Genomic DNA, 21,382 nt, shown 5'->3' with positions numbered 1-21,382 from the left:
CGCCGTCCGCCGTGTGTGTCAGGCCGCCGCATGGATCACCGCCTCCTCGCTGGCAGGCTCGACCCGGCCCCAGGACTGGCGCACCAGTTGCTCGACCTGGCGCAGCGCTTCGTCTAGGTTGGCGCGACACCGCTTGTGCGTCTTGGGCGTGCCGATCGGCTTCTCCAGCTCGTAGATCGTCATCATCCGCATCGCCGCATGGCTGATCTCGGCCGATTCCAGGATCGGCACGGGCAGCAGCGCCGCGCCGAAGCTTTGCTCCATGATCGCGCGCACCATCGCGTGGCTGGGATCGTTGCCGTCGAACTTGGAGCAGATCAGCCGAACGAACTGATAATCCACCTCGATCCCCGCCTGGGTGAGCTGGTGCAGCACCTGATCCATCATCGACAGGAACTGGACGGTCGAACAGAAATCGGGCGTCGTCGCCGCCAGCGGCACCAGCAGCGCGTTCGCCGCCTGCATCACTGCCAGGCTGATCGTGCCCAGCGCCGGCGGCGGATCGAGCAGCACCACGTCATAGTCGCGGGCAAGGTCCGACAGCCCACGCTTCAGCTTGCGGAAACGCGCGGCCAGCACCGATCCGCCGTCGCTGCCCGCCGCGGCCAGCTCATATTCGACATCGAAAAGCTCTAGGTTCGACGGGATCAGGTCGACGTTGGGCCAGGGCGTGCGCTTGACGGCATAGAGCAGGTCGGCCTGCGTCGGATCGATCGACAGATAGGGGTAAAGCGTTTCGTCGCGCTTGATGTTGAAATGCGGATTGAAGCCGAACAGCGTAGTGGTCGTCGCCTGGCTGTCGCAATCGACCACCAGCACCCGGTAGCCCTGCACCGCGAAATAATGCGCCAGATGGGTGGTGACGGTCGACTTGCCGACGCCGCCCTTGAAATTCTGCACCGCGATGATCGCCGGGACATCGAGCGGTGCGCGGGCGGGAGACGCGCCCAGCACCTCGCGCATGTTCAGCATATCCTCGACGGTATAGCCCAGCCGCCGGCCGTTCTCGGACGCCGGGGCGGGGGGCAGCCGCCCGTCGTCCTCCGCCATGCGGATGCGGTTGGTCGAACAGCCCAGCAGTTGCGCGGCCTCGGCGATGCCGATGCGCACATTGAGTCCCTTGCGACTGTCGGGCAGGAACGCCTTGCGGCGCAACCGCTCGATCATCCGCTCGCCTGCCTCGGCAAGATCGCCGATCTGTGTCAGCACTGCACCGTCCTGCGCCAAGCTCATACCCTTTGAAGCTTTTTACGCCCTCTTCCTGCCATAAATCGTTCAGAGGGACAAGGAAGCATGGTGCAGGATGCAGAACGTCGGAAATGGCGCGTTCAACCTGCCGATACTCCGCGTGGCAAACAGATTGGCCTGACCAAATGGTTGCGCTAACAAGTGTCTGAGAAACAAGGCCGCTGCGGCTCGCGCGACGGCCCGTGCGCCCGGGCGGCACCATGGTCGCGGAGTGACAGTCGGAGAAGATCGATGCTCAATCGCCGTGGTGTCATGGGTGGAGCCCTGACCGCCGGACTGTTCGCCAGCCCGCTTGCCGGCGCGGTCCGCTTCGGCTCCGACAGGGCATCCGCGTTCACGATCGCGCACGGCGGGGCCGTGCTCGCCGCCGTATTCGTCGATGCGCAGGATCTGCCGGGCGTCCGGCGCGCCGCCGACGATCTGGCCGCCGACATCGGGCGGGTCGTCGGTCAACCGGCGCCGGTCGTGTCCGACGCGAGCGGCTTGCCCCGGCGCACGATCATCGTCGGCTCGCTCGGCAACAGTCCTGTTATCGACGCGCTGGCGCGCGCGGGACGGCTCCGGGTCGATCGCATCCAGGGCAAATGGGAATCCTACCTCATCCAGACGCTGCGCAACCCGCTGCCCGGCGTTGAGGAGGCGCTGGTGATCGTCGGCAGCGACAAGCGGGGGGCGATCTACGGCGTCTACGATCTGTCGCGCGCGCTCGGCGTGTCGCCCTGGTATTGGTGGGCCGACGTCCCCGTGCCGCCGCGCAAGGATGTCAGCGTCGCTTATGGCGACTATGTTCAGGGCTCGCCCGCGGTGAAGTACCGCGGTATCTTCCTCAACGACGAGGCGCCGTGCCTGTCGGGCTGGACGACCGAGAAGTTCGGCGGGATGAACCGCCAATTTTACACCCGGCTGTTTGAGCTGATGCTCCGCCTGCGCGCCAATTATCTGTGGCCGGCGATGTGGAACAATGCCTTTGCGGTCGACGATCCCGCCAACGCCGTGCTGGCCGATGAATATGGGATCGTGATGGGTACGTCGCACCACGAACCGATGATGCGCGCGCACAAGGAATGGACCGACAACCACCGGCAATATGGCAATGGCGCGTGGAACTACGCGACCAACCGTGACGCGATCCAGCGCTTCTTCAAGGAGGGCATGGAGCGGAACGGCCGCAAGGAAGCGATCGTCACGATCGGGATGCGCGGCGACGGCGATACCGCGCTGGAAAGCACCGGCAGCATGGCGTCCGACGTCAAGCTGCTCGAAGGGATCATCGCCGATCAGCGGCGGATCATTGCGGAGGCGGTCGGCAAGCCCGCGTCCGAGGTACCGCAGGTGTGGGTGCTCTTCACCGAGGTCTACAAATATTACGACGCCGGGCTCCGGATCCCCGACGACGTCACGCTGATGTTCGCCGACGACAATGTCGGCAACCTTCGCCGGCTGCCCACCCCGGCCGAGCGAAAGCGCAGCGGCGGCGCCGGCATCTATTTCCATATGGACATGCACGGCGGCCCGTTTTCCTACCAATGGATCAACTCCAACCCGCTGCCCAAGATCTGGGAGCAGATGAACCTCGCCCATTGTTATGGCGCCAACCAGATCTGGATCGCGAACGTCGGCGATCTCAAACCGCTCGAACTGCCGATTGAATTCTTCATCGCGATGGCCTGGAACCCGGCGGAGGTGTCGAAGGATCTGATCGCCAGCTGGACGCTTGAATGGGCGAAGCGGCAATTCGGCGCGGATCATGCCGCCGAGATCGCGCTGCTCGCGTCGCGCTACGCCAAATATAATGCGTGGCGAAAACCGGAGCAATTGTCGCCGGCGACCTACAGCCTTGAAAACTATCGCGAGGCGGAGCGGGTGTGCGCGGCCTGGGCAACGCTGGAACAGCGCGCCGAAGCGGTCGATGCCGCGCTGCGTCCCGAACAGCGCGACGCCTTTTTCCAGCTCGTCCTCTATCCGGTGAAGGCGTGCGCGAACCTGACGCAGATGTACGTCGCCGCCGCGCGCAACGCCCGCTACGCGCAGCAGGCGCGCCTTGGCACCCGCGACGAGGCGGTGGAGGTCAGACGGCGCTTCCAGGCGGATCGTGCGCTGCGCGACCGGTACAATCACGTCATGGCCGGCGGGAAGTGGAACCATATGATGGACCAGACCCACATCGGCTATTTTCAATGGTATCCACCGGAGGCGGACATCATGCCCGCCGTTGCCGATCTCGACCTCGCGGCGGTGGACGGCTTCGGCGTGTCGGTGGACGGATCGGCGAATGCATGGCCCGGCTATTACCTGCCGCCCGCGCTGCCGGTGCTCGACAGCCTGACGCGTCGCCCGACGTATTTCGAGGTCTATCCGCGCAGCGCTGCGCCGGTCGCGGTGAAGGTCGCCGCCGATCGTGACTGGGTGATCGTCCGCGAGGCGGCCGCGTTCAGCGCCTCGCCGCACGACCGTCGCTACTGGGTCGACGTCGACTGGAGCCGCGCGCCGGTCGGCCGCGCCGAGGCGCGCATCACCGTCGAGGACGCGGGCGCGCACGCAGGCGAGGGCGCAGGTGAGGGCAGGGCAGGGAGTACGATCACCATCAAGCTCGTCGCGCTTCGCGCCACCGCGGAGCAGGAGCGGGCGGCGAAGGGAGCGTTCGGCGGCCTGACCGGTGCCTTCGCGATCCCGGCGGACGGCTATCAGCGGAACGTCGCGGCGAACGGCGTCCGCTGGGAGGCGATCCCCGATTACGGGCGCGTCGCGGCCGCAATGTCGATCTTCCCGGTCGACAGCCCGTCGTTCCCCGACCCGCAAACTGCGCCGCGGCTGGAATATGCGGTCTTTCTGCCCGAGGCGGGGGTCTACCGGGTCGATCTGGTGACGGGGCCGACGCTCGAGACGATCCCGGGCCGCAAGCTGGCCATCGCGGTCGGGCTTGATGACCAGCCGATGACGACCCGGGCCGTGTTCGGCACGGAGGAGGGGCGGCAGCAGGACTTCCTCGGAACGGCGCACCCGACCAGCACCGCCAACAACGCCCGCGCGATGCGTTTTTCGGTCACCACGGATCACCCGGGCCGCCATGTCCTGGCTATTTCCATGATTGACCCGACACTGGTGCTGCAATCGCTGATTATTTCGCGCGATAACCTGCTCCCGTCGTTCTTCGGGCCGCCCTGCAAGGGCATGCTTTGAGCAGCGAGGAATGCTTGCGCGTCGCCGCCCGGACCATCCTGGCGCGACGGTCGTTGCACAACATATGGCAGCGATTTCAGCACGATCGACGGACGCGGTCCGACCATTGACAGGATGGCGGCCGCGCCGGTTGCTGGTCACGCGCTCGGCGCTGACGTTCGATCATGGCCGAGCCATCATCGCCCGCGCAGAGGCGCAAGCGGTTGAGATCGTGCTGCTTAATGGGGACCGGCTGGCACTGGACCTGCCCGATGATCCGCGGCGCGCCTATGCGGCGGCGAAGTCGACGGTGGCGCTGGTTGTCGCCCCACCCTCGAAACGGCGGCTGCAACCCATTGCTCCCAGTGCAGATTGGCGGGTCGACCTTGCCGAAGGATGCCCGGCGCATTGCAGCTACTGTTATCTGGCGGGGTCGTTGAAAGGCCCACCGATCACGCGCGTTTATGCCAATCTCGACGAAATACTCGACGGGCTGCCGGCCTATGTGGGGCAGGGAAGCGTCACCTCGCGCAGCCGGGACCGGGCGCATGAGGGCACGACGTTCGAGGCCTCCTGCTACACCGACCCGCTGGCGCTGGAGCCGCTCACCGGTTCGCTGTCGACGGCGATCGGCCGGTTCGGCGATTGGGACGCCCCGGTGCAGTTGCGGTTCACCACCAAGTTCGCGGATGTGGGTCCGCTGCTCGGGCTCGATCATCGTCGGCGTACGCGGATGCGGGCATCGATCAACCCGACGACCTTCGCCCGCTTCGAGGGTGGCACCGCGCCGGTCGCCGCCCGGCTCAAGGCGCTGAGCGACATGGCGCGGGCAGGGTATCCGATCGGCCTGACGATCGCGCCGATTATTGCGGCGGCGGGGTGGCGCGAGGCGTATGAGGCGCTGTTGGTCGACGTGGCGGCGGCGCTGACGGGGGTCGCCGATCTCGATCTGACGATCGAACTCATCACCCATCGTTTCACGCCCGGATCGAAGGCGGTGCTGGAAAGCTGGTATCCGGGGTCTGCGCTCGACATGGGAATGGACGGGCGAACGACGAAGCGCACCAAATTCGGCAGCGAAAAGCTGGTCTATGACACGCCGACGATGCGGTCGCTCCGCGCGTTCTTCGAGGAAAGGCTGGCGGCGTTGCTGCCGTCGGCATGGATCCTCTATTGGACCTGACTGTCGTCTTCACGGCGGATACGCATGTGGCGATCAGCGCCCTTCGTACAGAGCACCGCCACGGAGCGAGGCAGAGCCGTGTCAAGAGCGCCGAGGAAGGGTCCGCCAGCGGCAAGGAGCAAGTGCCGGTCGGTGGTAAGCGGCTATGATGCGAGCCGGATGGCGTTCCTGCCCGCCGCCTTGGCGGCGTAGAGAGCTTCATCGGCGCGTCGAGCGAGATCGACGTATTCTTCGTCCGGCAACGCCGCCGCAACACCGATGCTGAGACTGAGCATCGTCACCGCACCCCGATCTATCGTCAAAGGCTCATGTCGGATCGCGGTGCAGAGGCGCTGGCCGATGATGCTTGCCTCGACAAGATCGACGGCTGGCAAGAGGATCAGGAATTCATCACCGCCCAGCCGCCCGATGATGTCGGTCGGCCTTACCTCCGCCGCGAGCACGCGCGTGAGATGGCGCAGCGCGTCGTCGCCGACCTGATGACCCCAGCGGTCGTTGATCGATTTGAAATGATCGAGGTCGATGGCGAGGAGGCTCAGCGCCTGCCCGTCTTCGCGGTGATGGAATACGTGCGCCACCATCGACGCGAAGCCGTAGCGGTTCAGCAATCCTGTCAGGGGATCGGTGCTCGCTTTCTCCATCATCTGCCGGTCATGCTCGGCCAGGGCGGCGGTCAGGCGCGCGCGCTCCGTCACTTCGGCTGCAATCGGCATGCAAGTAATGAGGAGGACACCCAGAAAAGCCTGAAACAGAAGCGCTTGCGCCACCGGGCCGTCGGCGAGGAATGTGATCGGCCCCTCCGCGCGCATCGTGGCAACGCCACCGATCAGCGCAACGATGACGACCGCCGCCTTCGTGCCCAGCCGACCCATCCGGAAGGTGACGAGCAGGACGGGCGGAAAAAGCACAAACAGGATCGGCCGAACGGCGACGAAGAAGACCCCATACGCGATGAGGGCGGTGATCATGAGCAGCCCGAACGTTTCGCAGCGCTCGGGCCATGTCTTGGCGCGGAAACAGTCAGCGAAGTCGCCACGAAACAGCGCCAGGAAGACGGGGGTGAAAATGATCAGGCCCAGACCATCCGCCAGCACCCACACCAGAAAGGACTGTCCGATCGGCTCTTCGAACACTAGGAAGGCGGTGGCAGCGCCGACGAGCCCGCTGGCGCCGGGGGCGATCAGCCCGGCCGTCGCCAGGAACCGCAGCGATCCTTTGGTGGTTTGCAGCAATCCTCCCGGCACCCCTGACGTGCCGATCAATCGCGCCGCAATTGCGATTTCGAGAAGGTTGGCGACCGAGTAGAGTAGCGGTGCGGCGAGCGTGCCTCGCGTCAGCAGATTGGCGGCAACGTTGCCGACGAACCCGGCGCTCAGGATCGTGAGCCAGCGCGGTTTCCGAGCGGCAAGAAGAAGCGCCAGCAGAATGGCGTTGGCGGGCCAGATCGTCGCAATGTCGTGGCCGTTGCTCGTGAGGTGGATTGTCGCCGCGGCTGCCAGAAAGTGGAGCACCGCAGCCGCAGGCCACAGCATCTTAGCACGAGTTTGGACAATCAATGGTGCCCGCAAATCCATCATCGCAGTGGTGACTCTTGATGATGAAAAACACCTTAACATCCTTGCCATGTGCCTGCCATACCACCCATTTCGCCGGCGCAGCGCGACGACGTGACACCTGCTGGCCGCTTTGATCGCCGCAGCTTTCCCAGCCCCCGCCCGAGCTCGTCTTCACCACGATCAGCGGCGTTGTGTGAGGGGAGCTGCCTATGTGTCAGATTGGAACAGGTGCGTGGACAATCGCTGAGCAGCCAATGCAACCATCTGATACATATCAAGAGATTACAGAACGGGTCGTGCAGCCTCCTCAGAGCTTACTTTAGGGAGAAGATCTGTGCGTAACGCAGTCCTTGCCACGGCGCTGACCATCGCCGCCTTTGCTGCCGGCTCCGCCGACGCCGCATCCTTCGTCAGCGGTTCCGGCGCGATTTCGCTTGATGCCAGCGACGATTTCTCGTGGACCACCAACTTCGCGGCAACCGCCGGTTCCGGGCTGGTCGGCACCACCGGGACGATCGTCTTCAACTTCCTCAGTGCCAATGCAGCCGGCACGTTGTGGAACTTCAGCTATTCGGTCGACAATACTTCGGTCGCGCCGAGCGCGATGTCCGAACTGTCCTCCTTTGGCTTCAACACGTCGGCAACACCATCCGCCGTCAGCACGGCTTCGGGGCTGTTCTCCGCCGGGATCAGCATCGGGAACTTCAACGGTCTGGGCAGCCGCAGCATCTGCCTGTACGCCGGCCCGAACTGCAATGGTGGCGCGAGCAACGGTGTCGAAGTCAACGATGCGCCGGCGAGCGGGACGTTCTCGATCGGCTTCGGGACGGGTACGAGGGCGCTCACGCTCGATGGCTTCGTCGCGCGCTGGCAATCGACCGGCGCGAACGGTCGGGGATCGGCCTCCGGTCCCGGCTCGGTCACCGGAGCTGTTCCCGAGTCGGCGACTTGGGCGATGATGATCCTCGGTTTCGGCGTCGTCGGCTGGTCGCTCCGCAGGCGTGCGGCGACGCGCTATGTGCTGCGGCCGTCGCTTGTCTGAGTTGCGGTTTGTTCGGAGGCAGACCGCGGCCATAATTCAGCGTGGTGTGTCTCACAATGATCCAGTCGGCATAAAGCCGTCGACAAGGATGTTGCGGGGTCGGATGACAATCCTCATCCTCCGAGACGGCTTTGAAGAGCCGGCGCGCTTCGCATATCTTCCCTTGAGGTGTGAAGCGCGCCACCCTCTTGATCAGAGTTCGACATCCTGCGCAGGCTAAACCTCGCCGCCCGCATCGGCCCTGCGCTATCGGCTGGCCGTCGTCGACAGGCGGTCGGTGATGGCGCCGCCATCGCTGCACCGGCCATTCGCGGGCCAGCGTCATTCACCGAATACCGATGCCGCGCTCGCGGGCCCAGATCACGGCTGCGCTGCGGCGGTTGACCCCGATCTTCGCATAAAGTCGGGAGACATGATTGCGCACGGTATTGCCCGTCAGGCCGAGCCGTTCCGCGATCGCCTTGTCGTCCGCGCCCTGGCAGATCAACTCGAGCACCTCGCGTTCGCGTTTGCTGAGATCGAGCGGGCCGCTCCGCTCGGCATCGCCGCCGCGCAGTGTCGCCAGCTTGTCCATGATCGAGCGGCTGAACCAGCTTGCATCCTTCATCACCGCCTCGATCGCCTCGACCAGCTCGAGTTCGCCATGGCGGCGTTCGGTCACGTCCTGGTAGAGCCACAGCGCGCAGCGCTCGCCCCGCACGTCGATGATCTCCGCCGAAACGAGGCAGTCGATCGGCGATCCTTCCGCCGGTAACAGGCGGACATCGCGCGTTCGTATGCCGCCACGCCGATCGAGCTCGTCTTCGATCGCTGCGCGCTGCGCGGCGTCGCTCCAAAGCTGGATCTCGTCCGCGTCATGCCCGATCAGCGTGCGCGCGCCGCGTCCGGTCAACTGCACAAAGGCTTCGTTGACGTCGACAATGCGATGGCCGGGCAGCACGGTGACGACCATCCCGCCGGGGGCGAGCCGAAACATCGTCGCAGCGCGATGTTCGCTCGATACCAGCGCCCGCTCGGCGAGCCGGCGCGGTTCGAGATCGGCGAAGGTGAAGAGCATGCAGCGCTGGTCGGCGACTTCAATCGGCTGACCGGCGAGGATGACGAGCCGGGAGGAGCCATCGGGCAGCGGCAGTTCCGCTTCGACCTGCGGGATTGTCGCGCCCTCCTGCAGCCGCTCCGCCACCAAGGCGCTGCGGTCGGTCTGTGCCAGGATATCGAGATCGCGCAGATGGCGGCCTTCGATGGCTTCGCGTGGGCAACCGCAGAGTTCCGCGAAGCCCGCATTGGCCCGGACGAAGCGCTGGTCGGACAGCCGCAGGATCAGCGCCGGCGCGGGATTGGCCTGGAACATCGCCTCGAACCGGGCCTCGGCGTCGTAGCGCTCCGAGACGTCCTGAATGACGAGGGCGAGATAGTCCGGCTCGCCGCCGTCGACGTCCATCACGACATCGTGCACCATATGCGTCCAGCGCGGCTCTGGAGTGTCAACAGGGGCCACGTCAACGACCACGTCCGGGAAGTTTTCGCCGGCGAGCATCCGCATGATCGGATAATCGCGCCGGGCGAGCCGCTGATGGTTGCGATAGCGCAGGCAGAAACGCTGGCAATAGTTGTCCGCGGTCGCGCCCAGTTCCTCCGCGGTTTGGACGCCGTGCATCGCCAGTGCCGCCTCGTTGGTGCCGATGATCGCACCGGACGGATCGACCAGGATGACACCAACCGTAAGCCCCGCGATCAGCTGCTCCAGATGACGCAGGGTGGGGGCGTGCGACGGATGCGGCTGCATGTGGGTCATGCGGCATCAAGCCGCTGTTGTCGCCTGAAGTTCCGGCGCTGCCCGCGCGAAAGTACCAACCGGATCGTGACGAAACTACCATGTGCGCGGACGCCGGCATTTACCGGAATTGAACGTCCCGCCCGACCCACGTGTTGAGCGCCAGCAGAGGCGATGGTCGGCAATTCCGCCGGTTCGCCCACGGAGGATGTCATGGGCTTGGTAATCTTACTCGTCGTCGGAGGGCTGATCGGCTGGGTCGCCAGCATCATCATGCGGACCGATGGACAGCAGGGCATCTTCCTCAACGTGGTGGTCGGCATCGTCGGCGCCCTGTTGGCCGGCTTCCTGCTGACCCCGCTCGTCGGCGGTGCGCCGATCACCAGCGGCGTTATCAGCCTGCCGTCGATCCTGGTGTCGCTGCTTGGTGCGGTGGTCCTGCTGGGCATCGTTAACCTCTTTCGCCGCGGTTCGGTTCGCTGAATGTCTCCGATAGTCACCTCTCGCCCTCACGCGTGCGGGGTGACTGTCGACGACCCACAATCAAGGAGCGCGATATGTACAGACACGTCACGGCCGCGATTCTCGCGGCGACGATCGCGACCGGCGCGTCCGCGCAGAATGCGGACGGATCGCACAACCCGGCGGTAAAGCATCCGGCCGCACATCGCGTCGCGGCACCGGCGAAGGGCCACAATTCCTTCACCGAAGCGCAGGCGCGCGGCCGCCTGGAGAAGGCGGGATTCACCACCGTCAGCGACCTTGCCAAGGATGGCAACGGCGTCTGGCAAGGCACTGCCGTCAAGAACGGCGCGAAGGCGACCGTCATGCTCGACTACAAGGGCAATATCACCACCCGCTAGGCCGTGAAGGTCATTCAGGAGACAGATCATGACGAGGACGATCACGCGTCTGTTCGACGATTACGCGGACGCCAAGGCGGCCGTATCGGCACTTGAGAGCCATGGCATCCCGCATGACGACATCAGCGTCGTCGCCAACAATGGTGACGGGCGGCATCAGGTGGGCGATGGCGCCCATGATGGCGTCAACGACCACGGCGATGTCAGCCGCGGCACCACCACCGGCGCCCTTCTCGGCGGTGCCGGCGGCCTGCTGGCGGGGCTGGGGCTGCTCGCCATTCCCGGGCTCGGTCCCATCGTCGCGGCGGGCTGGCTCGCCGCGACCGCAGCGGGCGCGGGCATCGGTGCCGCCGGTGGCGCCGCAACCGGCGGCATCGTCGGCGCGCTCAAGAACGCGGGACACAGCGACGATGAAGCCAACGTCTATTCCGAAGGCGTCCGCCGCGGCGGTACGTTGGTCAGCGTACGCACGAACGACGAAACCGCGCCGGGGCAGGTAGAGTCGATCCTCGACACTTATCGCTCCGTCGATGCAACGGAGCGCGGCAGTGCCTATCGCGCCGAGGGCTGGAGCGCGTTCGACCCGTCCGCTCCGACCTATACCCGCGACGAGATCGGGCGGGATCGCGCCTCTTCTTCGACGCACGGTCGCGTCATCTAGGACGAGCGCACTGCGGCAGCCGGGGTCGGATCGTGGGACGCAAATTGCCCGAGTTCGGCTGCCGCATTTGCGGGCGCGGTGCGGATCTGTTCGGCCACCCCGCCGCAATCCTTCTGGTCGCGTTATTCTGCGCGATACGGTTTCTGGTGGCGGGGCGGCCAGTGAAAATGCACTGACGCTGATCCTGTCGGTCTTGTCCATCACGCTCACGCAGATGGTCCTGAACGGCCAGCGCCGCAGCGAACAGGCGCTGCATCTGAAGATCGACGATATGGTCTATGCGATTCAGGGCGCCCGCAACGAGGTGGCCGGAATCGAAACGAAGTCGACCGGGGAACTGGATGCCCTGCGGCGCACCGGCGAAGCCGCCGAAGACGAACTGAAGCAGAGGACCTTTATCGTCGCGCCGGACTGATTGATTGGTCAGAAGCGTGGCGTCGGTCTGCTGTTCCGGGCCACGTCACGGCGCATTACGAAGCGCCAGCGCGACGGCGCTTAACCGAGGAGCCGGTCGATCGAACTGGCGGTGGTGATGGCGATCCGCTGTCCCGCCCCCAGCAACTGCTCGGCCTTTCGCACCTGCGGGTCGGTGCGCAGCCAGGCCTCGAATCTTCCGTCACCTCCGATGACCACCAGCGTGGTCGTGCTGCCGACCGAGCTTCGGATGACGCCCCCGGCTGCGGCGATGGCATGCGCCAGTTGACCGTCGCGCGGCTCACCGACGATAACGACACGTTCGCCGGACAGCGGACCCGATGGCGCCGCCCGCGGGGCGGGGCCGCCCGGCCGGACGGGGGCCATCCAGTCGGCAAGTGACAATCCCGTATGCTCGATCGCCCGCACCAGAACCCATCCGGCGGCGCGTGCATCGCTCAACGCGTCGTGATGGCGGTGTTCGACGCCGAGAAAGCGGGCGAGGTTGCCGAGCTTGTGGTTGGGCAGATCGGGCCAGGCCCGTTTGGCGACGCGAACGCTGTCGAGCCAGACCGCCTCGATCTCGTCGCAGCCGTGCATCCGGCACGCCGCCGCCAGCGCGCCCTTGTCGAACATTGAATGTGCCACCGTGATCGCGCCGGACAGATGCCCGTCGATCATGGCGTGGACATGCGCAAAGGTCGGCTGGCCCGCGACATGGTGCGCGCAGATGCCGTGGATGCGGCTGTTCATCGGGTGAAAGTCGTCGCACGGGTCGAGCAGCGTCTCCCACGCGAACAGCTCGCGTCCGTCGCGGAAGCCGACGATCGCGACCTGACAAATACTGCTGACGCGCGAACACGCTGTCTCGACGTCGATCACGACGAAGTCCGGCATCTGGTCTGCGCGTGATGGCGTCGTGATCATGCCAGCCCGATAGCCTGTCGGCCGCGCTCCGATAAGCTGCGCAGCGTGATCGACCAGCGCGTTGCCGTCATCGGCGCGATGCTGTGCTCCCACCCGTGACGTGCCTCGCCATGGAGGTGATAGACACCACGCGCGGGCAGCGGCAGCGTGCGACGCGCGAAGCCGTCGCCCGTCCGGCGGCGGAACCGCATCTCGGCGTGCGCGCCCAGCGAGACGCCGACCACATGCTCGAAGTGCGGCCGGTCGCGATGCCAGCCGATCCCCGCACCCGGGTCGTAGCGGATGAGCAGCGCCTGCCGCAGGGTGCCGGGCGGCAGTCCGGCAAAGCGTTCGGCGCGGTCGCGGATGCGCACGAGCCACGCGGGCATCGGATCGGTGACGGCAAGCGCGCCGCCGTCGAAGTCGTAATGCAGGCCGAAGCTGTGCGTCAGCCGCTTTCCCTCCCAGCCCTGAAATCGGAACGGCTGGAGGTCGAGCGCGTCGATCGCGGCGATCAGTTCGCCTTCCTCGGCCATGGTGACGAGGTCGTCCGCCGTCGCCAGACCGGGCAGAAGGGGAGTGTCGAAAAGATCACGCATGCGGCGCAGGCTCAAAGCGAAGGGCCGCTCCTTGCAGGAACGACCCTTCCATTGTCGGCCGGAGCCGGCGATTGTTCAGACGAGGACTCGACCCACAGAAGCGACCATGTGCTCGCCGTTCGCCGATGCCGGCGTATGACAATGAGACATTCGACCACCTCCTTTCCGTTGTTGATGTTGAATAACAGATTGTCACGCCGGTGGTTTTTTTCAAGGAGGCCACCGGCCGTCGCGAACGGGCGCCGGTTCGTTCACGTTGCCGGCCGATCCTTCACGACATCAAGGGCAGGCGAAGGCGTCGTGGCTCCTCAGGATCGCAATCGCGCGGCAGCGTTGGCGAGCGTGATGTACATCGCGCCTTCCGGCACGACATATTCGTTCTCGCCCCAGAAGAATGGCCAGTCGTCGCGGTTCTCTGGATAGTCGGGCTTGAGCAGCAGGACGCCGGGCACCACCCCGCCGGGGATGAACGAGAAATCCGCCCGGTTGCTGCCATAAGCCACCTCCTTCGATACCGCGCCCACGCCCGACACGAACGAGCGGTCCGACGCCGGATGATGGCCGTGGAGGAAATCAAGCGCGCGGAGAACCGGTGCGCCGTCGACGATCGCCGGAAAAGCCCGGTGAAGCGCGTCGGCGGTCAGGCCGAAATTGAGTACCGCGCCGCTCCCCGCCCAGCCGCCGGCGGTGATCGGCACGCCGAACGGATTGGCGGTCTCGACCGCTTTCGCGCGCACGGCCCACGCGCGCGCAGCTTCTTCGACCAGCAGTCGGTACCGGTCAGGCAAGTGCGGCAACGCTTTCACCATCGTCGTCGCGGTCGCATCGAAGCGGCGCAACATCGCCGGGGCAAGCGCTTCGACCCGCTCGGCATAGCGCTGGTCGCCGGTCGCGACGAGCAATTCGACCGCGGCGGTGAACTCCTCCTCGTCGATCGGGCCGCCGGTCGTGTTGCCGTGGCGGAACAGGTCGGGCGCATGGCGATGTTCGTCGACCCAGATCCGGCGCGCGCGATCGAGGCAGCGCGTCGCGAACGCCGGGTCGCGGTCCTTCCAGACGCGATAGGTGGCCGCCAGCGCCGCCGCTGATCCGTAATCGAGCGCCGACGCCTTGCTGGTGAACGCCCAGCGATCGTCCGGCGTGCCGCTGCGCCCGCCGCGCGTGTCATAGGCGCGCTGATAGGGTTTCAGCGCCGGGTCGTAGACGAGCCCGTCCGTCTTGCTCGCGGCATCGCCAAGGTGGGTATATTGGCCGACATCGGGTTCGACGATGCCGTGGATCGCATGACCGACCGCGCCGAACTGCGCGAGCAGCTGCAAACTGCCGTGGCGGATCTGCTGCAGGATGTCGGGTACGCCATCCGGCACGTGCATCTCGACCCGCCGCGTCGTCCAGTCGACCGATACCGTATCGCGATCGATCCCGAACGTCTCGGCGGCGTCCACCAGCTGACGCACGACCTGATATTGCGTCTGGGTGCGGATGTCGAAGTCGCCCGCGTCGAGCCAGCCGCCCACCGCAAGGCCGGGAATATGCTCGCCCGGCTTGAAGCGGCTGTCGGTGGTCGGGCCCTGCCGATAGAGGTCGATATGTTCGTGGTTCACCGGCGCCTGCCGCGCGTCGTCGCGGTGCGAGTCACCGTGCCAGACACGATAGGCTTCGTTGACCGTCATATGGTCCATGGCGATCGGCAGATAGACGTCGTTGGTGAGGTGCCACAGCCCGCGCAATGCCCCGGCGTCGATCGGGAACGCGGCGCTGCGGGTCGGGCCATAGTCGATCGCATAGGTTCCCGGCGTGGTCACGTCGCTGAAGTCGAAGCGCACATAGCGGTAGCGCAGGTAATTGCCCCACTCGCGCGTTGACCCGCCCGCGACCGGCGTGAAGTCGCCGCCCGGCGTCAGCCGCAACAGGCGCGGCCGCAACGCGCGCCGGTCGTCGCGGTCGAGCTCGATCGTCGCGATCTTGGGCAAGTCGCTTCGATAGCCGACCTGCGAATGACCGATGACCGGCGGGCGCAGCCAGTCGGGCACGCTGTTGGCGTCGAGCGTCCATTCGATCACCTTGCCCGTGCGACCGCCGGGCAGAAGCTGCCGAACGACAAACCATCCATTCTGTGCCTGATTGCGCCCGTCGAACAATGACACCGACCCGTCACGCGTCATGATGCCGACGCGGCGCGCCGGATCTTCTGGGGCAAGCACGAGCTGGCGCGCGCTGGCGATGGCGCGCGGCTCGGCGCCCGGACCGTCGCTGCGCCCGCTGGCAAGATTGCGCTCGGCGGTCAGCGTCATGGCGTCGGCGGGGTAGCGAGGAAAGAGCGCCGGCTTTCCATCGGCGGCATAGCTTTTGTGGAAATAGGCCGAGGGCACGAATTCGAGGTTCAGCCCCGCCTTTCCGACCTGCGCCGCGGGCAGCGGCCGGTCGAGCGAAACCGACAGGACGACGGACGCGCCGCGCCGTTGCGCCTGGATGGTGTAGCCGAAATCGGGATAGCGCATCACGACGTCGATCACGCCGTTCGCCTTGTCCACCCGCCGGCTGACGAAGGCGGCGGCCGGATCCCACTGGCCGGGCGTCGCCGACAGGCGCACGTCGCCGTTTGTGGCGGTGCGCACGCCCTGCTGGATCAGCTCGACGCCGCTGATCTTGGAATCGGCGAACAGCCCCTCGTTGACGTTCGAGAAGACGAGCCAGTTGACGCCGGGCGCCTCGAAATAGTCGGCGCGATCGAGGCGAAGCTGCGGTCGTTCCGGCGCCTGTGCCACGCTCGCACCGCTCGTCGCCAAAAGCGCGAGAATCATCCAGCGCTTACCACTCGAGCCCATCGACACCCCTCCTGATCATTTAGTTAGCGCTATCATATATCGAGCCCCGTCAATTGCCTATCGTCGAAGCCTTGCGCTGCATCAAAAATGGATCGTCGTTGCGAGGGGCAGGCATGAGGTCAGCCGGTCGGCGGCAAGACGACCCGCTTCCTCGGATCGCTCCCAGGCCATAAAGCGCGAGGCCAGCAGCCGACGTCGCCTGCAAGGTCGTGATGACGCCCGACCTCCTCATGAAGATCGCGCCGCAAGCGCCCGGCGACAGGACCAAGGCATAGAGCGCGAACTATATCGCTAGGTTCAGAACGACGCCGACGACCGCTGCGGTGATGGCGCAAAGCGCACTGGCAACCGCCGCATTGCCGCGCAGCCGTTCGATGAACGGGACGCCGAGGAAGATACACGGAAAGCACGCCGATGGCCCGGGTGATCAGCCGCTCATCGCCGATCGTTCCGCCCTGCTCAGGCTAGAGCAGGCCTTGCACCCGTGCGAGCACGTCGAGACGATCGCAAAAGCGCGCGGAAATCGGCGAAGTCGGTGCTGGTGCGCTTGAGCGCGTTATCGCGTTCGGGAAGCCGGGTCGCGCCAGATCCAGCGCAATGCGTCGGGAAGCAGCAAGCCTGCGTCCGCGTCGGAGTGCGCGCCGTCGGTCCAGACGTGATTGATGTCGTAGCAGGGTCCGGTTCCGCAGTCCGATCCGGCGTGCGCATTGGCCCATTCGAGCGCCTTCAGCATCTGCTGGTTCGCGAGGAACCAGTTGCCATGTTCGTTGTCGAGGTCGTTGCGGCCGTCCTGCAGGAAAATACGCAGCGGCCTGATCGCGGATTTGCGGATCAGACCGGGATAAGTGTCCCCGCCATAGGTTCGTGGCGTACCATCCGGCGCCAAGGTCAGCCCGATCGAGGTGTAGCTGCCGATAAAGCTGAGCACGTTGCGGAACTGGTCGGGATGGCGCCACGCCACGGTCCATGCCGCGATCGCCCCGCTCGAGGTGCCGCCGATCGCGCGTCGCCTGGGATCGTTGGCGAACCGCCAGCGCTTCGCGACTGCCGGCAACAGTTCGTCCAGCGTCAATCGCGCATAGTCATCGGAGAGCGAGTCGTATTCCTCGACGCGGTGGTCGGGATTGTTCATCCCCAGGTCGCCAGGATAATGGGCGCCGCGATGGCCGGGCGTGACGAAGATGCCCAGCGTCGACGGGATGCCGCCGGTGCGGATCAACCCGTCGAGCGCCGCCGGTATTTTGAGCGAGCCGCCGGGGTTCACCGCGCGTTGCCCGTCCTGGAACAGCAGCAGATTGGGCGGGCGGGCAGGGTCGTAGTCCGCCGGAACATACACCCAGTACCGTCTCACCGTCCCGGGATAGATGCGCGAGTGGAGTTCGAACGGACCGTAAAGCTGTGACGCTGCGCGATCCGCGATCGGTTGCGAAGGCGCCGGCGCGGCACTGGCGGCACTTGAGTTCGCCACGATCATGGCGGCGGCGATCAAGGCTGTTCGCACGTTTGTCTCCCGTTCCTTTGATCGGGCATCTACCGGAACCGGGCCCGGCGCGCGTCAGAAAAACGTGTGATCGCAGTTACCTCTATTGTCGGCGACCCGCGCTGGTGCAAACGTAAGCTCCTTCCAAGGGCAAGGGCTACAGGCGATGACCGGCAGCAGGATCGTGATGGCGGCGATGGTTATGCTCGGCGCGAGCGCCGCTGCGCCCGGCACCGCGACGGCGCAGTCCGGCGGCGACAGGCAGGCAGGTGACCCCACCGCTTTCGCCAGCGCTTCCGCCGTCCGCGCGCAGATCGCGACGATGCTTTCGACGATGAAGCCCGATCAGGGCTTCGCATGGCGCCCGCTGGTGCAGGACGGTCCCCGCGTGTCGGCGATAGAGATCTGGAAAAAGCCGGGGCGTCCCGCGGTTCACCCGGCCGAGGCCGAATATGCCATCGTTCTGGAAGGCACGGGGACGCTTGTCTCCGGCGGGACGCTGATCGCCCCGGTCACGCGGCGTGAGGGGCTCGTCGAGGGCGAGCGGATCGAGGGCGGCACGACGCGATCACTGCGGGCGGGTGACGTGCTCCTCGTCCCGGCCGGGGTTCCTCATTGGTTCGGGATCACCGGCGAGCGGCTCGTGTTGCTCGGCACCAAGCTTCCGGCGCGCCATGAGCGATAGCGACACTGCCCGTCGGCAATCGCCGATCAGGCACTGCAATGTCGCCCGCGCGGGAAGGCGGAATGCGTGCCATCTGCGATGATGTCGCGGGATTGACCGACACGTATCTGCTGCGGATCTACGAGCGGCTGTTCAGTCCCAGGATGAGGTCGGTCTTCGACAAGCGGTGACGGCGGAGACCGGCGCCGAATATTGGTGTGGATTAACGACAAGGCTACAGTCACCCGCCATGATGCTCGTCATCTGCCGGGGGGGCGAAGCTGTGAAATCGGTTGAGCGTCGACTTAACGCCATCGTCAACAATTCCACGATGGCGATCTTCCTCATGGACGACCGGCAGCACTGCATTTTCATGAACGCCGCCGCGGAGGCACTGACCGGTTATCGAGTGGAGGAGGTGCTCGACCGTCCCTTGCATGATGTCGTCCATCACCAGCACCCCGACGGGCGTCCCTATCCGCTGGCCGACTGTCCGATCGATCGCGCCTTTCCCGAGCGCGAGCGGATGCAGGGCGAGGAAGTCTTCGTTCACAGGAACGGGCATTTCTATCCCGTCGCCTTCACCGCTTCACCAATCTCGGGCGACGACGGGCAGCCGGTCGGCACGATCATCGAGGTGCGCGACCTCACCGCGGAAAAGGCGCGTGACGCCGCGCTGCGCGAGAGTGAGCGCCGCTTTCGCAACATGGCCGATCATGCGCCGGTGATGATGTGGGTGACGGATCCGTCGGGTCATTGCACCTATCTCAACCGGCAATGGTACCAGTTCACGGGTCAGACGCCGACCGAAGCCGAAGGGTTCGGCTGGCTTGATGCGACGCACCCCGACGATCGGCAACGCGCGCAGGGGGCGTTCGTCGCGGCCAATACCCGGCGCGAGCCATTCCGCGTCGAATATCGGCTGCGGCATGTGTCGGGTGATTATCGGTGGGCGATCGATACCGCCAGTCCGCGCTTCGGCGACGATGGCGCGTACCTCGGCTATGTCGGTTCCGTCATCGACATCCATGAGCGTCGGGAAGCCGAGGAGCGGCTGTTGCTCAGCGAGGAGCAACTGCGGCTCGCGCTCAAGGTGGCCGAGATCGGCCAGTGGGACGTCGACTCGGCCACCGGGCGGTTGTTCTGGCCGCCGCGCGTGAAGGCGATGTTCGGCATCTCCCCCGACGTGCCGGTGACGCTGGACGATTATCGCAACGGCGTGCACCCCGATGATCGCGAAAAGACGCTCCGCGCGTACGAGGCCGCGAGCGATCCCGATCAGCGCACGCTGTATGACGTCGAATATCGCACGATCGGCAAGGAGGACGGCGTCGTCCGCTGGGTCGCCGCCAAGGGACGCGGGCTGTTCGATGCGCAGGGCCGCTGCGTACGCGTCATCGGCACCGCGATCGACGTCACCGCGCGCAAGGCGGCCGAGATCCGTCTTCGGCAGCTCAACGAGCAGCTTGAGCAGGAGGTGGCCCGCCAGACCGCGGAGCGCAACCGCGTCTGGGAGATGAGCCCGGACCTGCTGGCGATCATGGGCTTCGATGGCTTCCTCAAGGCGATCAATCCGGCCTGGGAGACCACGCTGGGGCGCGATACCGCGACGCTGCTGACGATGCCGTTCCGCGAACAGGTGCATCCCGACGACCATCAGGCCGTGCAGGATGTCATGGGAAAGCTGCTGCGCGGCGAAAAGGTGGAGCGGTTCGAGGATCGGCTCGCCCATGCCGACGGAAGCTGGCGCTGGATCGCCTGGACGCTCGTGCCCGAAGGCGAGGTCTTCTACGCGGTCGGTCGCAACGTCACGCTGGAGCGTGAGGCCGCGCACGAGCTGATGCAGGCGCAGGAAGCATTGCGCCAGAGTCAGAAGATGGAGGCGATGGGGCAGTTGACCGGCGGTGTCGCGCACGATTTCAACAATCTGCTCACGCCCATTATCGGCTTTCTCGACCTTTTGCAGCGCAAGGGCGTGGCGGGCGAGCGTGAGCAGCGGCTGATCGTCGGCGCGATCCAGTCGGCTGACCGCGCCCGGACATTGGTCGAGCGCCTCCTCGCCTTCGCGCGCCGTCAACCGTTGCAGCCATCCGCGGTCGACGTGGGTCGGCTGGTCGAGGGCATGGCCGATCTGCTCGCCAGCACCACGGGGCCGCAGGTCCGTGTCGTGGTGGATATCGCTCCCGACCTGCCACCCGCGAGGGCGGACGCCAACCAGCTTGAGATGGCGCTGCTGAATCTCGGCGTGAACGCGCGCGATGCGATGCCGCGCGGCGGCACCTTGCGGATCAGCGCGACGCGCGACAGCGTGCACGCCGATCGCGGCATGCTCCGCCGCGGCCATTACGTCCGGCTGTCGGTGGCCGACACCGGCGCGGGCATGGACGAGGCAACGCTCAAACGGGCGATCGAGCCGTTTTTCTCGACCAAGGGGATCGGCAAGGGCACCGGGCTTGGCCTGTCGATGGCGCATGGCCTGGCCGGTCAGCTTGGCGGAGCGCTGACCATCAGCAGCCATGAAGGTCTTGGCACCAATGTGGAATTGTGGCTGCCGATCACCGCACGGGCTTCGGGCACTGTTGATCCGGTGACGATTGCGCTTCCCGCGGGAGTGGCGCGCGGGCGCGTGCTGCTGGTCGACGACGAAGATGCCGTGCGGGCCAGCACCGCGGACATGCTCGCGGAGCTTGGCTATCAGGTCGTCGAGGCGGCATCGGGCGAGGCGGGGCTGGCGCTCGTCGCGCAGGGGGTTTCGCCCGACCTGTTGATCACCGATCACCTCATGGCCGGGATGAGCGGGGTGGAACTGGTCTCCGCCGTCCGCGCGACCTTACCCGATCTGCCGGTGCTGATCGTCTCGGGCTACGCCGATGCCGAGGGGATTTCACAAGAGCTGCCGCGCCTGACGAAGCCGTTCAAAAGCGCCGAACTCGCCGCCGGCCTGTCGCGGATCTTGGCGACGAGGGCGGACGCGCAGACTTAGGAGCGTCACCCGCCCCACGCAC

The 21,382-nt window shown here is 66.0% G+C and carries 17 protein-coding genes and 1 pseudogene; 10 read left to right on the top strand and 8 right to left on the bottom strand.

Annotated elements, in window-relative coordinates; translation table 11 throughout:
- Positions 1–18 precede the first annotated feature (18 nt).
- Positions 19–1,167, bottom strand: coding sequence for an AAA family ATPase (locus ACI2JO_RS17115; protein WP_404721851.1), 1,149 nt, complete (start codon positions 1,165–1,167; stop codon positions 19–21).
- A gap of 312 nt (positions 1,168–1,479) precedes the next feature.
- Between ACI2JO_RS17115 and ACI2JO_RS17110 the strand changes: the two genes are divergently transcribed.
- Positions 1,480–4,428, top strand: coding sequence for a glycosyl hydrolase 115 family protein (locus tag ACI2JO_RS17110; RefSeq protein WP_404721818.1), 2,949 nt, complete (start codon positions 1,480–1,482; stop codon positions 4,426–4,428).
- Between the two features lie 130 nt (positions 4,429–4,558).
- On the top strand, positions 4,559–5,590 hold the full coding sequence (locus tag ACI2JO_RS17105) for an SPL family radical SAM protein (protein WP_404721817.1): 1,032 nt from the start codon (positions 4,559–4,561) through the stop codon (positions 5,588–5,590).
- A gap of 143 nt (positions 5,591–5,733) precedes the next feature.
- Here the strand turns inward: ACI2JO_RS17105 and ACI2JO_RS17100 are convergent, their stop codons facing one another.
- Positions 5,734–7,167, bottom strand: a complete 1,434-nt coding sequence (locus ACI2JO_RS17100) for a diguanylate cyclase (protein WP_404721816.1) — start codon at positions 7,165–7,167, stop codon at positions 5,734–5,736.
- Positions 7,168–7,480: 313 nt separating this feature from the next.
- Between ACI2JO_RS17100 and ACI2JO_RS17095 the strand changes: the two genes are divergently transcribed.
- Entirely contained in the window at positions 7,481–8,188 is a 708-nt protein-coding gene (locus ACI2JO_RS17095; RefSeq protein WP_404721815.1) for a cistern family PEP-CTERM protein, read from the top strand.
- A gap of 325 nt (positions 8,189–8,513) precedes the next feature.
- On the opposite strand, the gene ACI2JO_RS17090 is transcribed toward ACI2JO_RS17095, so the two are convergent.
- Positions 8,514–9,983, bottom strand: a complete 1,470-nt coding sequence (locus ACI2JO_RS17090) for a PAS domain S-box protein (RefSeq protein ID WP_404721814.1) — start codon at positions 9,981–9,983, stop codon at positions 8,514–8,516.
- Positions 9,984–10,175: 192 nt separating this feature from the next.
- Here ACI2JO_RS17090 and ACI2JO_RS17085 point away from each other — a divergent pair, with 192 nt between their 5' ends.
- From ACI2JO_RS17085 to ACI2JO_RS17070, 4 genes are all read left to right on the top strand, one after another.
- A complete protein-coding gene (locus ACI2JO_RS17085) occupies positions 10,176–10,445 on the top strand; it encodes a GlsB/YeaQ/YmgE family stress response membrane protein (RefSeq protein ID WP_404721850.1) in 270 nt (89 codons plus the stop codon).
- Between the two features lie 74 nt (positions 10,446–10,519).
- Complete coding sequence (locus ACI2JO_RS17080; protein WP_404721813.1) at positions 10,520–10,825, top strand: hypothetical protein; 306 nt, start codon at positions 10,520–10,522, stop codon at positions 10,823–10,825.
- 28 nt (positions 10,826–10,853) lie between these two features.
- Positions 10,854–11,486: a general stress protein gene (locus ACI2JO_RS17075; protein WP_404721812.1), complete on the top strand. Its 633-nt coding sequence runs from the start codon at positions 10,854–10,856 to the stop codon at positions 11,484–11,486.
- Complete coding sequence (locus tag ACI2JO_RS17070) at positions 11,374–11,901, top strand: low affinity iron permease family protein (RefSeq protein ID WP_404721811.1); 528 nt, start codon at positions 11,374–11,376, stop codon at positions 11,899–11,901. Before ACI2JO_RS17075 ends, ACI2JO_RS17070 begins: the two co-directional genes overlap by 113 nt.
- 80 nt (positions 11,902–11,981) lie before the next feature.
- Here the strand turns inward: ACI2JO_RS17070 and ACI2JO_RS17065 are convergent, their stop codons facing one another.
- From ACI2JO_RS17065 to ACI2JO_RS17045, 5 genes and pseudogenes are all read right to left on the bottom strand, one after another.
- Entirely contained in the window at positions 11,982–12,827 is an 846-nt protein-coding gene (locus tag ACI2JO_RS17065) for an exonuclease domain-containing protein (protein ID WP_404721810.1), read from the bottom strand.
- The gene (locus ACI2JO_RS17060; RefSeq protein ID WP_404721809.1) at positions 12,824–13,405 is read right to left on the bottom strand and encodes an alpha-ketoglutarate-dependent dioxygenase AlkB; all 582 of its coding nucleotides are present in this window, start codon (positions 13,403–13,405) and stop codon (positions 12,824–12,826) included. Before ACI2JO_RS17060 ends, ACI2JO_RS17065 begins: the two co-directional genes overlap by 4 nt.
- 308 nt (positions 13,406–13,713) lie before the next feature.
- Positions 13,714–16,233 (bottom strand): glycoside hydrolase family 9 protein, encoded by a 2,520-nt coding sequence (locus ACI2JO_RS17055; protein WP_404721808.1) that lies wholly within the window; start codon positions 16,231–16,233, stop codon positions 13,714–13,716.
- Positions 16,234–16,282: 49 nt separating this feature from the next.
- Positions 16,283–16,642: pseudogene (locus ACI2JO_RS17050) on the bottom strand (hypothetical protein); the annotation flags it as partial.
- Positions 16,643–16,789: 147 nt separating this feature from the next.
- Entirely contained in the window at positions 16,790–17,734 is a 945-nt protein-coding gene (locus ACI2JO_RS17045; protein WP_404721807.1) for an alpha/beta hydrolase, read from the bottom strand.
- Between the two features lie 145 nt (positions 17,735–17,879).
- Between ACI2JO_RS17045 and ACI2JO_RS17040 the strand changes: the two genes are divergently transcribed.
- The 3 genes from ACI2JO_RS17040 to ACI2JO_RS17030 are packed head-to-tail and all read left to right on the top strand — an operon-like array spanning position 17,880 to position 21,360.
- Positions 17,880–18,398 (top strand): cupin domain-containing protein, encoded by a 519-nt coding sequence (locus ACI2JO_RS17040; protein ID WP_404721806.1) that lies wholly within the window; start codon positions 17,880–17,882, stop codon positions 18,396–18,398.
- Between the two features lie 38 nt (positions 18,399–18,436).
- Positions 18,437–18,568, top strand: a complete 132-nt coding sequence (locus ACI2JO_RS17035) for a hypothetical protein (RefSeq protein ID WP_404721805.1) — start codon at positions 18,437–18,439, stop codon at positions 18,566–18,568.
- A gap of 59 nt (positions 18,569–18,627) precedes the next feature.
- A complete protein-coding gene (locus tag ACI2JO_RS17030) occupies positions 18,628–21,360 on the top strand; it encodes a PAS domain S-box protein (RefSeq protein ID WP_404721804.1) in 2,733 nt (910 codons plus the stop codon).
- Positions 21,361–21,382: the final 22 nt, after the last annotated feature.

The organism is Sphingomonas sp. NPDC079357, assembly GCF_044901155.1.
Taxonomy (GTDB): Bacteria; Pseudomonadota; Alphaproteobacteria; order Sphingomonadales; family Sphingomonadaceae; genus Sphingomonas.
The sequence above is the reverse complement of the archived record's forward strand: the minus strand, read 5'-3'. Positions and strand labels throughout refer to the sequence as shown.